We start from the raw sequence: 15,290 nt of genomic DNA on the forward strand, positions 1-15,290 counted from the left end.
GTTAAGAGCCTGCATGGATCGAAGACAGGCCTCAGCAGTCTAGCGGATTGCACTGGCACTGCGATACTACGGGCCATGCAACTTCAGGACATTCTCTATTCGCAGGGCTTTGGCACACGCCGCGTGTGTGCCGGCCTCATCCAGCAGGGCTTGGTGCAGGTTTATATGCCAAATGAGCCTCTAGCCCCCGTCACCTGTGCGCAAGCAGCTACTGAATTTGTAGCGGAAGGCCTGCGTTTCCGGGTCCAGGGCGTGGACTGGCCGTACTACGAGCGCGCCTACCTGATGCTGCACAAGCCCACGGCCACCGAGTGTTCGCAAAAACCGTCCACCTACCCCAGCATCTACACACTGCTGCCGTCACCGCTGCGCCTGCGCCCGCAAAAGGCGGCGGTGCAGGGCGTGCAGGCGGTGGGTCGGCTGGACCAGGACACCACCGGACTGCTGCTGCTCACCGACGACGGCAAGTTCATCCACCGCATGAGTTCGCCGCGCCACCATGTCCCCAAGGTCTACGAAGTGACTGTCAAGCATCCGCTGGACGACAAACAGGTGCAAAAGCTGCTCAGCGGTGTGGTACTGGACGACGACCCCAAGCCGGTACGCGCTGCAGCCTGCGAAGCGGTGGGCGAATTCCACCTGCGCCTGACGCTGACCGAGGGCAAATACCACCAGGTCAAACGCATGGTCGCTGCCGTGAGCAACCGGGTCGAAGGCCTGCACCGCTCGCAGATAGGCGGTCTGCGCTTGCCCGACGATCTGGCCCCAGGGCAGTGGAAATGGTTGACAGCGGCTGATCTGGCGCAAATTTCGGCGTAACTGCCTGTAAAGCAGGCAGAAAAGCAGGGCCCGGCCGCTACACTGGCGGCCACTTGCAAAGCGACGCCCTCCTGTGACCCTTCTGAAACGACTTTTGGCCCTGTGTGTGGCGTCCCTGGCTTTGGCCAGTGGTGCCCAGACGCCAGTGGCATCTCCCCCCCCTCCCGCTGCCCCCATCTTTGTACTGAATTCGCTCGAAGCCAGCATCAGCGTGGTGGACCCGGAAACTTGGACCGAGCTGCGGCGCATCCCCACCGGCAAGGAGCCGCACCACCTGTACCCCACGCCCGACGGCAAGTCCGTGATCGTGGCCAACGCGCTGGGTGACTCGCTGCTGTTCCTGGAACCCAGGACGGGTGCGGTGCAGCGTACCGTACGCGGCATTCTGGACCCCTACCAACTGCGCTTTTCACCCGACATGCAGTGGCTGGTGATCGCCGGCAACCGGCTCAACCACGTGGACATTTACCGCTGGGATGGCAAGGAACTGACCCTGGCCAAACGCATCGCCACCGGCAAGACGCCCAGCCACCTCTGGATCAACAGCAAGAGCACCACGGTCTACGCCACCATGCAGGAGAGTGACGAACTGGTGATGATTGACCTCAAGACCCAGACCCTGCAATGGCGCGGTTCCACAGGCTCGCTGCCGGCTGACGTGTTCGGCACAGCGGATGACAAATTCATCCTGCTGGGCCTCACCGGGGGTACGGGCGTGGAGGTGTATGACGTGAGTGGTGCCAAGCCCCGCTGGGTCAAGACCATTCCCACCGGCGCCGGGGCGCATGCCTTTCGCAGCGCGGGAGACAAGCGCCACGTGTTTGTGAGTAACCGCGTGGCCAACACCATCAGCAAGATCGACACCCAGACCATGACCGTGGTGGACCAGTTTGCCGTGCCCGGCGGCCCGGACTGCATGGACCTGTCCAGCGACGGCCGCTACCTGTACGTGGCCTCGCGCTGGGCCAAAAAACTCAGCGTGATCGACACGGGAACGCGCCAACTGGTGCGACAAATAACTGTAGGAAAATCACCGCATGGAGTCTGGACCCAAGACCACGCCCCGCGCTGACATGCACCGTGCTGCGCTGCAAATTGCTACTTTTTTAGTAGCTGCTTGCGCAAGTGCTGCGGGGGCTGCAGGCACAAATGCCTGTGAAAACCCGGTGTACCTGACACTGGACACCGGGCACATGGAAGTGGCCCCCATGATGGCCGAAGTCCTCAAACGCCAGCAAGTGCGTGTCACCTTCTTCGTGGCCAATGAACGTACCAAGGTGGCCGATGGCAGTCTGGGCAATGCCTGGGGCAGCTGGTGGCGGTCCGTGGCGGCCGACGGGCACGAATTTGCCTCCCACACCTACGACCACGTGGTCTGGCGCGGTGACTTGCCGGGCGTGAAGCCCAGCTTTCGCATGCAGCCCACCGCAGGCGCGTTGGAGGGCCGCGAGTTCACCTGGGACGCCGCCAAATACTGCGAACAGATTGAGCGTGCCGCCCGCCGCATCGAAGACTTCACCGGCAAAAAAAGCCTGCCCCTGTTTCGCGCACCCAGCGGCAAGACCTCTCCGCGGCTGTTGGCAGTGGCCGAGTCTTGCGGGTATGCGCATGTGGGCTGGGCGCCGGCCGGTTTTCTGGGGGACGAACTGCCAAGCGAGAAATACAGCAACGAGATGCTGCTGCAAAAGGCGCTGCGCGATATCCGCAAGGGTGACATCCTGATGGCGCATCTGGGCATCTGGTCCCGCAAGGACCCCTGGGCGCCCGCCGTGCTGGAGCCGCTGATCGTCGGGCTCAAGGCCAAGGGTTTTTGTTTTGACACACTGCGCAACCATCCGGCCTACAAGGACTGGATCGCCGCGCACGGAGGCTAGGCTTGAGCGGGCTCATCAATGGCATGGTGGAAGGCTTTGCGCAACTGCAGACCTGGTTGTTTGAAGCGCTGGTGCAGCCGCTGATGTTTGCCACCGGCTTGGCCGGTTTTCTGGAAAATGGGTATGACGCCACCGGCTGGTTTCTGGTTGGGCTGATCCAGCTCGCCGTCATGCTGCTGGTGATCGTGCCATTGCAGCGTTGGCGCCCGGTGGAGCCGGTGACTGACCGCGTCGCCATCCGCACGGATATTCTGTACACGCTGATCCAGCGCCTGGGTGTGTTCCGCGTGGCGTTGTTTTTCCTGATCGATCCACTGTTTGACGCCATGTTTGGCTGGGGCCGCGTGGCCGGTCTGCCTACGTTTCATCTGGACGATGTCTGGCCCGGCGTGACCGACCTGGCCTGGGTGTCCTGGCTGATGTACCTGGTGGTGTTTGACTTTCTCAACTACTGGATACACCGCGCACAGCACGGATTCTCATGGTGGTGGCAGTTGCATGCGCTGCACCATTCGCAGCGCCAGATGACGCTGTGGAGCGACAACCGCAACCACCTGCTCGACGACCTGATACGCGACGCACTGGTGGCCGTCGCAGCCCAACTCATCGGCATTGCGCCGGGACAGTTTGTGGCCGTGGTGGCCTTTACCCAACTGTGTGAAAACCTGCAGCATGCCAATTTGCGCCTGTGGTTTGGCACGGTGGGAGAGCGCCTGTGGGTCAGCCCGCGTTTTCACCGCCTACACCACAGCGTGGAGGCAGACCGACGCGGTGCCAACTTCGGCGTGTTGCTGCCGTGGTGGGACATGTTGTTTGGCACGGCCGATTTTGCGTTGCGCTACGACCCCACGGGGGTGCGCGATCAGGTGGAGGAGGGCGTGGATTACGGGCGCGGTTTCTGGGCGCAGCAGTGGCTGGGCCTCAAGCGCCTGTGGCAGCGCGCCTGAAATCGGGCGCGCGTGCAACACTACACTAGCGCCATGCATCTTCTGCTCGATTCCTTCTGGCGCGCGGTGGCCTACTGCCTGCGCCCCCGCATCATCCTGTTGTCCCTGTTGCCACTGGTTCTGATGATCTCGCTGACGGCCGGGCTGGGTTACTTTTTCTGGGATGCGGCCATGGACCAGGTGCGCATGGCACTGGAATCCTTTTCGCTGCTGAACCAGGCCTTGGAATGGCTGCAGAGCATGGGTGTGGGCCAACTCAAGATGGTGCTGGTGCCATTGATCGTGGTGTTTGGTGTCACGCCCTTGATCGTGGTGTTGTCCCTGCTCGTGGTGGCCTTGCTGATGACGCCCGTGATGGTGAACCTGGTGGCGCGGCGCCGCTTTCCGGATCTGGAGCAAAAGCAGGGCGCGTCTTTCCTGCGCAGTCTCGTCTGGTCGGTGGGCTCCACGGTGGCAGCGCTGGTGGCGCTGGTGGTGTCGGTCCCGCTGTGGTGGGTGCCGCCATTGATTCTGGTGTTGCCGCCGCTGATCTGGGGCTGGCTGACCTACCGTGTGCTGGCGTTTGATGCGCTGGCTGCACATGCGTCTGCCGAAGAACGGCAGGAACTGTTTCGCCGCCACCGCGGCTGGCTGTTAGGCATGGGGGTGTTTGCCGGGTATCTGGGCGCGGCGCCCAGTCTGCTGTGGGCCTCGGGTGCCCTGCTTGCCGCTGCATTTTTTGTCTTTCTGTTGCCCCTCGCAATCTGGATTTACACGCTGGTGTTTGCCTTTGCGTCCCTGTGGTTCACCCACTACTGCCTGGCGGCTTTGCGTGACCTGCGTGCGCAACGCGCCGCCCAGGAAGTTGTTGAGGAGGCCGCCGAGGTGGTGGCTCCAGTTGCGCCCGCCTTGCCGCTGGAGGCGCCATGAATTTTGGTCTGGTCATCATCGGTGACGAAATACTGTCCGGCAAACGTGCCGACAAACACCTGGCCAAAGCCATCGAGTTGCTGGGCGCACGTGGTTTGCAGGTGGCGTATGCCGACTACGTGGGGGACGCACCCGAGCGTATCACCGCTACGCTCCAGCGCGCGTTTGCCTCCGGGGACGTGGTGTTTTCGTTTGGCGGCATTGGTGCTACGCCGGATGACCATACGCGCCAGTGCGCTGCCAAGGCGCTCGGTCGTGAACTGGCCCTGCACCCCCAGGCCCAGGCATTGATCCTGGAGCGCATGGCAGATATTGCGCGTGAGCAGGGGCTGCCTTACGAGCCCAATCGCAGTGACAATTTACACCGCCTGAACATGGGTACGTTTCCAGTGGGTGCAGAGATCATTCCCAACCCTTACAACAAGATTCCCGGGTTTAGCTGCACGGGCGCAGGCGGGGGGCGTGTTTACTTTGTACCGGGATTTCCGGTGATGGCTTGGCCCATGGTGGAGTGGGTGCTGGACACCCATTACGCGCATCTGTTTGCGCGCGGCGCTTGGGCAGAACAATCCGTGATCGTGTTCGGCGCCATGGAGTCCACCTTGACGCCCCTCATGGAGGAGATTGAACGCCAATATGCGGTGAAAGTGTTCAGTCTTCCCAGCGTGGACCACCCTGAATATGGTCGGCATATCGAGCTGGGTGTGAAGGGCTTGCCTGCGCAGGTGGCGCAGGCCTATGGTGTTCTGCGCCAGGGGCTGGTCGCCTTGCAGGCCTCGCTTGGCCCTGAATTGGTGCGTTCCTGATATTGCACCAATTTCGTGCATTCAGGTGGGTTTCAATTTTGGTGCATTTCGTTTCGTTGCCTCTGAGGCTGCGCGTATTCTTTGCGTAGCCGCACTCTCAAAAGCGCACGTTCTCAGGGCAAAATAGCGCGTTTTCGTGAAAATGTCTGCAGGGCGATTTTTGGCACAAAAGCTGCATTGTGGACAGGGCAAACTTTTTAACAACCGTGTGCATTTTTTGCAAATAGGAGTATTTGATGGCCAAGACCGTCGCTGACGTGATGAAGATGGTGAAAGAAAACGAAGTCAAGTTTGTTGATTTCCGTTTCACCGATACCCGTGGCAAGCAGCAGCACACCACCGTGCCTGTTTCGCATTTCGACGAAGACAAGTTCACTTCCGGCCACGCATTCGACGGTTCTTCCATCGCTGGCTGGAAAGGCATTGAGGCTTCCGACATGTTGTTGATGCCCGATCCCAACACGGCCAACATCGACCCCTTCTTCGAAGAAACCACCATCATCATGAACTGTGATGTGGTGGAGCCAACTGACGGCAAGTCCTACGACCGCGACCCACGTTCCATCGCCAAGCGCGCTGAAGCCTACCTGAAGGCTTCCGGTATTGGTGATACCGCCTACTTCGGTCCCGAGCCAGAATTCTTCATCTTCGACGGCGTTCGCTGGAGCACAGAATCCAACAACACCTTCTACGAAATCGATGAGTACGAAGCACCCTGGAACACCGGTGCCAAGCTCGAAGGCGGCAACCGTGGCCACCGCCCCACCGTCAAGGGCGGCTATTTCCCCGTGCCTCCTGTCGACAGCACGCAAGACATGCGCGCCGAGATGTCCCTGATCCTCGAATCCCTGGGCATCCCGGTTGAAGTGTTCCACCACGAAGTGGCGGGCGCTGGCCAAAACGAAATCGGTACCCGCTTCTCCACGCTGGTGGAACGCGCTGACTGGACCATGCTGCAAAAGTACGTGGTGCACAACGTGGCCAATGCCTACGGCAAGACCGCCACGTTCATGCCCAAGCCTTACCACGGTGACAACGGTTCCGGCATGCACGTGCACCAGTCCGTGTGGAAAGATGGCAAGAACCTGTTTGCTGGCGACGGCTATGCAGGTCTGTCGGACTTCGCGCTGTACTACATCGGCGGCATCATCAAGCACGCGCGTGCCCTGAATGCCATCACCAACCCCGGCACCAACAGCTACAAGCGTCTGGTTCCTCACTTCGAAGCACCGGTGAAACTGGCGTACTCCGCCAAGAACCGTTCTGCCTCCATCCGTATTCCTTTTGTGGCAAACCCCAAAGGCCGTCGTGTGGAAGCCCGCTTCCCCGATCCACTGATGAACCCTTACCTGGGCTTTGCTGCCCTGTTGATGGCCGGTCTGGATGGCGTGGAAAACAAGATCCATCCTGGCGAAGCCGCCTCCAAGGATCTGTACCATTTGCCTCCAGAAGAAGACAAGTTGATCCCCACCGTATGCCACAGCCTGGACCAGGCGCTGGAATGCCTGGACAAAGACCGTGCGTTCCTGACCAAGGGCGGTGTGTTCACTGACAGCATGATTGACGCCTACATCGAGCTGAAGATGACCGAAGTCACCCGCATGCGCATGTCGGTGCACCCTGCCGAGTTCGACATGTACTTCTCCCTGTAATATTCGCTGCCCCTGCGGCAGCGCATGTGACAGAGATGAAAAGGACGGCGCATGCCGTCCTTTTCTTTTGGGGAACCTCTGGCGTGCTTTACACCTCGAAACCCTTGGCTTGGTGTGGGACTTTTGTTTTTTGACTTTTTTGGCGCATACTGAACCAACCACCTTGCGCAGGTTTGCGTGAACATTGCATGAAACCCATTTTTTTGATTCCCTTGGCAACTTGTCTGTTGGCGAACAGCGCCATGGCGCAAGAGCGCATCTACCGCTGTGGCAATGAGTACACCAACACGGTTCCAGAAGCCCAGGCCAAGCATTGCAAGCTGGTTTCGGGTGGTAACGTAACGGTTGTCCAGGCCCAGAAGCCGGGTGCCACACGTGTTGCGTCTGCCAGCCAGACCGGCCAGCCCGGACAGCGCGTGGATGCGAATGACCAGCGTGCCAAGGATTCCGATGCCCGCCTGATTCTGGAGTCGGAGCTCAAGAAGGCAGAGGCGCGCCAGCTGGAGCTGCAAAAGGAATACAACAACGGTGAGCCTGAAAAACTGGGCCCCGAAGCGCGCAACCACCAGAAGTACCTGGACCGTGTTGCAGAACTCAAGGCCAACATCAGCCGCAATGAGAGCGACATTGCCGGCCTGCGGCGTGAGTTGGGCCGCATGCCCACAGCGACTGCGGCAAAATAGCAGGCTTGAAAAACCCTGCACCCCCCCCGGCATCTGTTTCCGCACTGGTTCGCTTCCAGTCGTTTGACCTGTTGGCCACGCTGGTGGCTGTGGTGCGCAACGATGCGTCCGTCCTTTTTTCGAACTCTGCGCTCGAAGACGCACTGGGCACCTCACGCCGCATGATCGTCGGCGCACTGCTGACCGACGCCTTCACCGAACCTTTCCAGCTACAGAATGCGCTGGAGGGGGCCAGCGAAAACGAATTTGCCGCCCTGCGTTATGACGCCTGGCTCAAGCGCACGGGCTACGACCCGCTACCGGTGCACGTGATCATCACCCGTACCGAGCCTGCCGATGAAATCATTGTCGAGATGGTGCCGCTGGAGCAGCAGGCGCGCCAGGACCGTGAAGAACGCCTGGCCGAGCAGGCGCAGACCAACAAGGAACTGATCCGCAACCTCGCCCACGAGATCAAGAACCCGCTGGGCGGCATCCGTGGCGCGGCACAGTTGCTCGAGATGGAGATGGAGTCGCCCGAGCTGACCGAATACACCCAGGTCATCATCCACGAGGCCGACCGCCTGCAAAGCCTGGTGGACCGGTTGCTGGCGCCGCACCGCCGGCCGCACATGGTGGGCGATGTGAACATCCACGAAGTGTGTGAGCGCGTGCGCTCCCTGATCCTGGCCGAGTTTCCCAAGGGGTTGCGGGTGATGCGGGACTACGACATTTCCATCCCCGAGTTCCGTGGTGACCGTGAACAGCTGATACAGACCGTTCTGAACATCGCGCACAACGCCTGCCAGGCGCTGGTGGACCGCATTGCCGCGGGTGATGCACAGCTGACATTTCGCTCCCGCGTGACCCGCCAAATCACATTTGGCAAACAGCGTTACCGGTTGGCATTGGAATTGCATGTCATTGACAACGGACCTGGTGTGCCAGATTCGATCAAGGACCGCATTTTCTATCCGCTGGTGTCGGGCAGGGAGGGCGGTTCGGGGCTGGGGCTGACATTGGCGCAAACCTTTGTACAGCAACACCATGGATTGATCGAGGTCGATAGCGTACCAGGCCGGACGGATTTCAAAATATTGATTCCGCTACCGTAATGTCAGAACCTGGGGACCCTAAAAACATGAAGCCGATTTGGATCGTAGACGATGACCAGTCTATACGCTTCGTGTTGGAGAAGGCGCTGTTGCGCGAGCATTTGCCGACCCGCAGCTTCTCCAATTCCCGCGATGTACTTGCCGCACTCAGTACCGCTGCCGACGATGAAGGCCCGCAGATTCTGGTCAGTGATATTCGTATGCCCGGTGGCTCAGGCCTGGAGTTGCTGGAAAAGGTAAAGAGCAAATACCCGGGCCTGCCCGTCATCATCATGACGGCCTTTTCCGATTTGGACAGCGCGGTCAGTGCCTTTCAGGGCGGTGCCTTTGAGTACCTGCCCAAGCCGTTTGATCTGCCCAAGGCGGTGGAGTTGATCCGCCGTGCCGTGGAAGAAAGCCAGCGCGAGGAAGTGGCCGAGGAACGCCTGACGGAAACCCCCGAAATGCTGGGCCAGGCGCCCGCCATGCAGGATGTGTTTCGTGCGATTGGTCGCCTGTCGCAAAGCAATGTCACGGTCATGATCACCGGTGAGTCCGGCTCCGGCAAAGAACTCGTGGCGCGCGCGCTGCACAAACATTCGCCCCGCGCCAATGGTCCCTTTGTCGCCATCAACACCGCGGCCATCCCGAAAGATTTGCTGGAAAGTGAACTCTTCGGTCATGAACGCGGCGCCTTTACCGGCGCGCAAACCATGCGCCGCGGCCGCTTTGAGCAGGCCGATGGTGGCACGCTGTTTCTGGACGAAATCGGCGACATGCCGTTTGAGCTGCAAACCCGTTTGTTGCGTGTCTTGAGCGACGGCCATTTCTACCGCGTGGGTGGCCACAGCGCCGTGAAATCCAATGTGCGCGTGATTGCCGCGACGCACCAGGATCTGGAGCAACGCGTCAAGGACGGCGTGTTCCGCGAAGACTTGTTCCACCGCCTGAACGTGATCCGCCTGCGCCTGCCGGCCTTGCGCGAACGCAAGGAAGACGTGTCCATGTTGACGCGCCATTTCCTGCAGCAAAGTGCCAAACAACTCGGTGTGGAACCCAAACGCATTTCCGACGCCGCATTGGGCTGGCTGGAATCCTTTGCTTTCCCCGGCAATGTGCGCCAGTTGGAAAACATCTGCCACTGGCTCACCGTGATGGCGCCAGCACAGGTGATTGAACCCAAGGATTTGCCGCCTGAAGTGGGCGTGGGCCGTACGGCCTCTGCCGCCGATGTTTTGCTACCCAAGGCAGGTGCTGCCGTATTGCCCGTCGGTCTGACGGCCATCGCCACGCACGCAGACCACGTATTGCCTGCCGATATCGCAGCAGACGTGGCGCTGCCATTGCCGGTAGCGCATGGCCCGCTGGAAGGTTGGGAGGCCGAGTTGGAGACCGAGGCGGTGGCGCTGCTGGGTGCAGGTCGGCTCGATGTGTGGGACGCACTGACGCGGCGCTTTGAGTCGCGCCTGATCCTCGCCGCGCTGGCCAACACCAAGGGCCGCCGCATCGAGGCGGCGCACAAACTGGGCATTGGCCGCAATACCATCACGCGCAAGATCCAGGAGTTGGGTCTGGAGTGACCAGCGCAGGTTTGAGTGCCAAATAGGCCTCTAGCCCGCACGGAATATGCGCAAGCAGCTATTGAAACAATAGCGTTTCAGATGGGTTGCAACGTTACCACTACGGGTGCGTGGTCACTGGGGCGCTCGTTATTGCGCGGCAGCTTGTCAATCGCGCAGGACTGCACGCCGGGCTTGAGCGCAGCGCTCACCAGAATGTGGTCGATGCGCAGGCCGCGGTTGCGCCTGAAGCCCGCGTCGCGGTAGTCCCACCAGCTAAAGCTTTTGGGCGCCTGGGGGAACAGGCGGTGGCTGTCGTGCAGCCCCAGCGCGACCAGTGCGCGCAGGTGGTAACGCTCTTCTTCCGTGCAGTGGATGCTGCCTTCCAGGCCTACCGGGTCCCACACATCGTCGTCGTCAAAGGTGATGTTGTAGTCGCCCATCAGCACCAGTTGCGGGTGTCGGGCCAGCTCTTCCTTGACCCAGCGGCGCAGCGCTGTGAGCCATTCCATCTTGTACTCAAACTTGTCGCTGCCGGGTTCCTGCCCGTTGGGAAAGTAGGCGCCGATCACGCGAACGCCCGCCGCGCCCGGTGCGGCTCCCTCCGGGACGACCGTGCCCGTGATCACGCGCGACATGTCATCGTCAAACCCCGGGATGTTCTTCACCACATCGGTGACCGGCGCGCGCGAGAGCAGGGCCACGCCGTTGTAGGTCTTTTGCCCAAACCACTGGGCCTGGTAGCCCGCTGCGGTGAAGGCGTCCGCCGGGAACTTGTCGTCCGTCATCTTCAGTTCCTGCAGGGCCAGCACGTCGACCGGGTTGGCCGCCAGCCAGTCCAGGACCTGGGGCAGGCGTACGCTGAGGGAGTTGACGTTCCAGGTGGCGAGTTGCATGGTGTTTTTGGTGTGACGATGGAGGTGTGGCGCAGGCCGCGCGGGAATTATCCCATTGGTATCCCCATGAAAAAACGCCCCGTACTCCTTGCGAAGTACGGGGCGTCTGGCGCAGCGGACTGCTGGAAAAGCCGGTGTGGGCTATTCCTTGGTCACGAACCAGGCATCTGTTGCCTTGCGTTCCCATTCAGCCAGTTGCTTCTCGGCTTCATCCTTGACAACGCCGTAGCGCTCCTGGATTTTGCCGGCGAGCTGGTCGCGGCGGCCGGCAATGACATCGAGGTCATCGTCGGTCAGTTTGCCCCATTGCTCTTTGGCACGGCCAGTGACTTGTTTCCAGTTACCTTGAATACGGTCCCAGTTCATATGAATCTCCTTAAAGGTGGATAGGTTGGTGATGGCTGTGTATGCCGATCAAGGACGCACAGCGAGTTCGTTGCGTACGGCAACAACACCCTTGACACCGCGAGCGATGTTTTCAGCAGTGTTCTTTTCGGCAGTGCTCTTGGCAAAGCCGGACAACATCACGGTGCCCTTGAGGGTTTCGACCTTGATGGAAGCGGCGTCCACTGTCTTGTCTTCCACAAAACGGGACTTCACCAGGGTGGTGATGCCAGCATCGTCGACATATTCACCCACGGTTTGTTGACCGCGCTGGACGGCGCAGCCCGAGGTGACGAGCAGTGCCAGAGTGGCAAAAACGATAGCGAGAGTAGTGCGTAATTTCATGGTAAATCTCCAATGAGGGTTAAGGGAAAGAAAAAATACTTGAGGGGAGGTAGTGACAGGCCCCACTACCTGTGGGCGGAAAAAAATGCGCTTGGCGCAGTCAGCGGTTAACCGCGTTTGATGAAGCCAAACAGATAACTGGCGACGGCCAGAACCAGGAAGACAACAAACAGAATCTTGCCGATTCCTACCGCACTGGCGGCGATACCACCAAAGCCGAACAGGGCGGCGATGAGGGCGATGACAAAGAAGACAACGGCGTAATGCAACATGAAGAACTCCTGCGGGTTGGTATGGCTCCAGTGTCGCGGCAGGGGTCCGGAAAGGCGATAGGGCACGGGGCCGTTGACGTGTCGGGAAAACGCGTGAGAGCGCGTAGGACTGCTCCGACAGCCCCGATCCTCAGACAGAGGGGATAGAAAACTCCGGCAGTACTGCGCGTATCTGTGTGCCCTGCCCCGGGGCCGACATCAGACGCAGGTGGCCACCTTCTGCCTCCACCCGAAAGCGCATGCCGACCAGGCCATAGGCCGACAGGCGTTTGGCCGTGGTGTCGAAACCGATGCCGTCGTCGCGCACCGATATTTCCACCTGGCCATCGCGCATTCCCAGGGTGACCCAGACATTGCTGGCCTGGGCATATTTGCTGATATTGGTAATACCTTCCTGAACCAGGCGGTAGATCATCAGTTCGGCCGACGCCTGCAATTTCACCGGCTGCAAATCGCAGTGCACGGCGACACCGGAATGGTCGGCATACTCCCGCGCCAGAATTTCCAGCGCCGCCACCAGCCCCAGATTGCTCAGTGAGGACGGGCGCAGGTCTTCGATGATGCGCCGGCCCAGCGCGATGCCGCTGTTGAGCGTACCGACAAGGTGGGCCAGCAGCTCCAGGCTTTCGGGCGAGGTGCTGGCCAGCCGCGACTTGATGCGGGCAGCATCGAGTTTGGCCGAGGTCAACAATGAACCCAGATCATCGTGCAGGTTGCGCGCGAGCCGCTGGCGTTCGTCTTCACGTGCGGTCTGCAGGTGCTGCGCGAGCTGCCGCAGTTCGGCGGTGCGCTGGGTCACTTCCACTTCCAGGCGGTCGCGTTCCTGTTGCACCACGCGTTGCAGTTCCAGTTGCTGCAATTTGAAGGCCAAAGACTGGCGCAGGTAGAAAAACAGCGCCAGCAGGCTGAATGCGCTGAGCAGCGCAATACCGATGCGACCCAGTGCCAGGGTTTGGAAAAGCGCCGCACGGCGCGAGGCGACGGCCCGGGTCTGGTAATCCAGCAGCTCGGCACTGGTGGCGCGGATGGCATCCATCTTTTCCCGGCCAATATCGGTGAGCAGGATTTCCTGGCCCGACTTGCCCTGGCCCTGTTGACTCAGCTTCAGCGTCAGCGCCAGCTCGGACAGTCGGGTCTCTGTCAGACCCTGCAGGCGCTTGAGGATTTCCTGGGTAGCAGGGTCTGCGCCATAGTATGGTTTGAGCACACCGTAGGCGGCTTCAATATCCGTCAGCGCCTTCTTGTAAGGTTCCAGGTATTCGGGGCGTTGGGTCAGCAGGTAGCCGCGCTGGCCGGTCTCGGCATTGAGCAGGCTGCGCTCCAGCGACTGGATCTGTGAACGCGCGGTGCCCATGCTGTTCAGGTTCTCCAGCGTGGAAACGGATTGCCAGTAAGAGCCTTCGCTGACAAATACCATGGCCGCAGCGGCTGCGCAGGCCAGTGCAATCAGGAGCGGGTTGCGTTGAATGGTGCGAATCATCGCGATGTACTGCCTGTGTCCCAAAGTATGGGATCATGCAGCATGAACTTGGGTTGCACCGCATGATTCGAATTGCCATCGTAGACGACCACGCCATGGTCCGTGCCGGACTGCGGCAGTTTTTTGCCGACCAGGAGGACTTCTGTGTGGTGGCGGAAGCGACCAACGGGCGCGAGGCGTTGGACATCGTGCGCCAAGGTGAGGTGGACGTGATGTTGATGGACATTTCCATGCCGGACCACAGCGGTGTGGACGCGCTGGCGGCGATCAAGGCGCGGGCACCGGACCTGCCGGTGCTGATCCTGAGCGGTTTTGCGGAAGTGCATTACGCCACCACGTTGTTGCGCCAGGGCGCCAGCGGTTACCTGAACAAGGACTGTGATCCCGAAGACATCGTCAAGGCTATCCGCACCGTGCACCGCGGGCGCAAGTTCATCACACCTGGGGTGGCTGAGCTGCTGGCTGAAGGCCTGGGCGATGGCGGTGACAAGCCCTTGCATGAACAACTGTCGGAGCGTGAGCTGCAGGTCTTCCTGCGGCTGGCCCGGGGCGAAACCGTAGGCCATATCGCCACCAGCATGTCGCTGAGTGTGAAGACGGTGAGTACCTACCGCACCCGTGTGATGGAAAAGATGAAGCTGGAGTCCAACAGCGACCTGACCTACTACGGTCTGAAGAACGGCCTGATTCAGTAAGCTCATGCCCGCAATTCGGAGGGGCCGGAGACATCATGGCCGGCCAGTTCGGTGCAGTACTCGATCAGCGCATCAATCTCGGTGGATTTGTCAAATACCCGCTCTGCGCCCAGTGCCAGGCATCGCGTGCGCATGTCCTTGGTAGCGTAGTTGCTCAGCACCACCAGGTGGCGCCCCTGCTGCATCTGGTGGGCTGCCTTGAGGACCCCCAAGCCTGAACCACCGCTGAGAAAAATATCCACGATGACCAGATGGGCCTTGTTGCCCGGCTCCGACAGCCACTGCACGGCGCCTTGTTCGTCTTCGGCAATGCCCACAACATTCACCGACGCCAATTCCTCCAGCGTTGCGATGAGGCTCTGCTGTATGACGGGACTGTCTTCGACCAGATAGGCCTTGAGCGCTTGCATGGAGGGGCGGGTATTTCCTGTGGAAGGTTCCCAGTGTGCACTGAATTGTGGCGAACTTCCATGGGCGGTAGAGCCGAGAGTATGTAGGACGGCACCTACATCCTGTAGAGCGCAGGTGGGCATTGCATTCGGGGCATGGTCAGTCGTACGTGCCGTGTAGGACAACTACTACACCACGTTGCGGCCTTGTCCGCTGGGCAGGAAAGGGCTGGCGCAAGACACTGGAGGCATCAGATCACCCTGATGTTTACCAAAAGGTCACACCATGAAAACTACATACAAAACACTTTCCACCGCAATGACTGTTCTGGCGCTTGTCGCTCTCACCGGATGCGCTGGCATGACGGCCCGCGAAAAAAGCACAGCCACAGGCGCGGTCATTGGCGGTGTCGCCGGCAGCGTGATGGGTGGTGGTGTGCTGGGTACTGCAGCCGGTGCAGCAGCAGGCGGCGTCATCGGCAATCAGGTCGGCAAATAACAGCAAGC

At 60.4% G+C, this 15,290-nt stretch carries 18 protein-coding genes; 12 read left to right on the plus strand and 6 right to left on the minus strand.

Features of this window, described 5'->3' with window-relative positions; translation table 11 throughout:
- Window positions 1–75 precede the first annotated feature (75 nt).
- The 10 genes from RS694_RS06740 to ntrC all read left to right on the plus strand — a co-directional run bounded on the left by RS694_RS06740 (window position 76) and on the right by ntrC (window position 10,343).
- The gene (locus RS694_RS06740; protein ID WP_029705967.1) at window positions 76–819 is read left to right on the plus strand and encodes a 16S rRNA pseudouridine(516) synthase; all 744 of its coding nucleotides are present in this window, start codon (window positions 76–78) and stop codon (window positions 817–819) included.
- A gap of 73 nt (window positions 820–892) precedes the next feature.
- Window positions 893–1,891 carry a YncE family protein gene (locus RS694_RS06745; RefSeq protein WP_420805917.1) on the plus strand — a complete coding sequence of 333 codons (999 nt, stop codon included), beginning with the start codon at window positions 893–895 and terminating at the stop codon, window positions 1,889–1,891.
- The gene (locus tag RS694_RS06750) at window positions 1,857–2,693 is read left to right on the plus strand and encodes a polysaccharide deacetylase family protein (RefSeq protein ID WP_029705965.1); all 837 of its coding nucleotides are present in this window, start codon (window positions 1,857–1,859) and stop codon (window positions 2,691–2,693) included. The genes RS694_RS06745 and RS694_RS06750 overlap by 35 nt, the downstream gene beginning before the upstream one ends.
- A 23-nt stretch (window positions 2,694–2,716) precedes the next feature.
- Window positions 2,717–3,640 (plus strand): sterol desaturase family protein, encoded by a 924-nt coding sequence (locus RS694_RS06755; protein WP_152528762.1) that lies wholly within the window; start codon window positions 2,717–2,719, stop codon window positions 3,638–3,640.
- A 33-nt stretch (window positions 3,641–3,673) separates the two neighbouring features.
- On the plus strand, window positions 3,674–4,549 hold the full coding sequence (locus RS694_RS06760) for an EI24 domain-containing protein (RefSeq protein ID WP_029705963.1): 876 nt from the start codon (window positions 3,674–3,676) through the stop codon (window positions 4,547–4,549).
- Complete coding sequence (locus RS694_RS06765) at window positions 4,546–5,355, plus strand: competence/damage-inducible protein A (RefSeq protein WP_029705962.1); 810 nt, start codon at window positions 4,546–4,548, stop codon at window positions 5,353–5,355. Before RS694_RS06760 ends, RS694_RS06765 begins: the two co-directional genes overlap by 4 nt.
- A gap of 236 nt (window positions 5,356–5,591) precedes the next feature.
- Window positions 5,592–7,007, plus strand: a complete 1,416-nt coding sequence (gene glnA, locus RS694_RS06770; RefSeq protein ID WP_029705961.1) for a type I glutamate--ammonia ligase — start codon at window positions 5,592–5,594, stop codon at window positions 7,005–7,007.
- A 188-nt stretch (window positions 7,008–7,195) separates the two neighbouring features.
- Window positions 7,196–7,690 carry a hypothetical protein gene (locus RS694_RS06775; protein WP_029705960.1) on the plus strand — a complete coding sequence of 165 codons (495 nt, stop codon included), beginning with the start codon at window positions 7,196–7,198 and terminating at the stop codon, window positions 7,688–7,690.
- Window positions 7,687–8,784, plus strand: a complete 1,098-nt coding sequence (gene glnL / locus RS694_RS06780; protein ID WP_029705959.1) for a nitrogen regulation protein NR(II) — start codon at window positions 7,687–7,689, stop codon at window positions 8,782–8,784. Before RS694_RS06775 ends, glnL begins: the two co-directional genes overlap by 4 nt.
- Window positions 8,785–8,810: 26 nt before the next feature.
- Entirely contained in the window at window positions 8,811–10,343 is a 1,533-nt protein-coding gene (ntrC, locus tag RS694_RS06785; RefSeq protein WP_029705958.1) for a nitrogen regulation protein NR(I), read from the plus strand.
- A 77-nt stretch (window positions 10,344–10,420) separates the two neighbouring features.
- Here ntrC and RS694_RS06790 read toward each other — a convergent pair whose 3' ends face one another.
- The 5 genes from RS694_RS06790 to RS694_RS06810 form a co-directional block, all read right to left on the minus strand.
- Complete coding sequence (locus RS694_RS06790; protein WP_029705957.1) at window positions 10,421–11,218, minus strand: exodeoxyribonuclease III; 798 nt, start codon at window positions 11,216–11,218, stop codon at window positions 10,421–10,423.
- Window positions 11,219–11,359: 141 nt separating this feature from the next.
- Entirely contained in the window at window positions 11,360–11,584 is a 225-nt protein-coding gene (locus tag RS694_RS06795) for a CsbD family protein (RefSeq protein ID WP_029705956.1), read from the minus strand.
- Between the two features lie 48 nt (window positions 11,585–11,632).
- Window positions 11,633–11,947 carry a BON domain-containing protein gene (locus RS694_RS06800; protein ID WP_029705955.1) on the minus strand — a complete coding sequence of 105 codons (315 nt, stop codon included), beginning with the start codon at window positions 11,945–11,947 and terminating at the stop codon, window positions 11,633–11,635.
- A 107-nt stretch (window positions 11,948–12,054) separates the two neighbouring features.
- The gene (locus tag RS694_RS06805) at window positions 12,055–12,219 is read right to left on the minus strand and encodes a DUF1328 domain-containing protein (protein ID WP_029705954.1); all 165 of its coding nucleotides are present in this window, start codon (window positions 12,217–12,219) and stop codon (window positions 12,055–12,057) included.
- Between the two features lie 130 nt (window positions 12,220–12,349).
- Window positions 12,350–13,699 carry a CHASE3 domain-containing protein gene (locus tag RS694_RS06810; protein WP_029705953.1) on the minus strand — a complete coding sequence of 450 codons (1,350 nt, stop codon included), beginning with the start codon at window positions 13,697–13,699 and terminating at the stop codon, window positions 12,350–12,352.
- Window positions 13,700–13,761: 62 nt separating this feature from the next.
- Here RS694_RS06810 and RS694_RS06815 point away from each other — a divergent pair, with 62 nt between their 5' ends.
- Window positions 13,762–14,394 carry a response regulator gene (locus RS694_RS06815; RefSeq protein WP_029705952.1) on the plus strand — a complete coding sequence of 211 codons (633 nt, stop codon included), beginning with the start codon at window positions 13,762–13,764 and terminating at the stop codon, window positions 14,392–14,394.
- Window positions 14,395–14,396: 2 nt separating this feature from the next.
- Here the strand turns inward: RS694_RS06815 and RS694_RS06820 are convergent, their stop codons facing one another.
- Window positions 14,397–14,804: a response regulator transcription factor gene (locus tag RS694_RS06820; RefSeq protein ID WP_029705951.1), complete on the minus strand. Its 408-nt coding sequence runs from the start codon at window positions 14,802–14,804 to the stop codon at window positions 14,397–14,399.
- 265 nt (window positions 14,805–15,069) lie between these two features.
- On the opposite strand from RS694_RS06820, the gene RS694_RS06825 reads away from it, so the two are divergent.
- The gene (locus RS694_RS06825) at window positions 15,070–15,282 is read left to right on the plus strand and encodes a glycine zipper 2TM domain-containing protein (protein WP_051391676.1); all 213 of its coding nucleotides are present in this window, start codon (window positions 15,070–15,072) and stop codon (window positions 15,280–15,282) included.
- Window positions 15,283–15,290: the final 8 nt, after the last annotated feature.

The sequence above is a fragment of the Rhodoferax saidenbachensis genome, assembly GCF_001955715.1.
GTDB classification, from domain to species: Bacteria; Pseudomonadota; Gammaproteobacteria; order Burkholderiales; family Burkholderiaceae_C; genus Allorhodoferax; species Allorhodoferax saidenbachensis.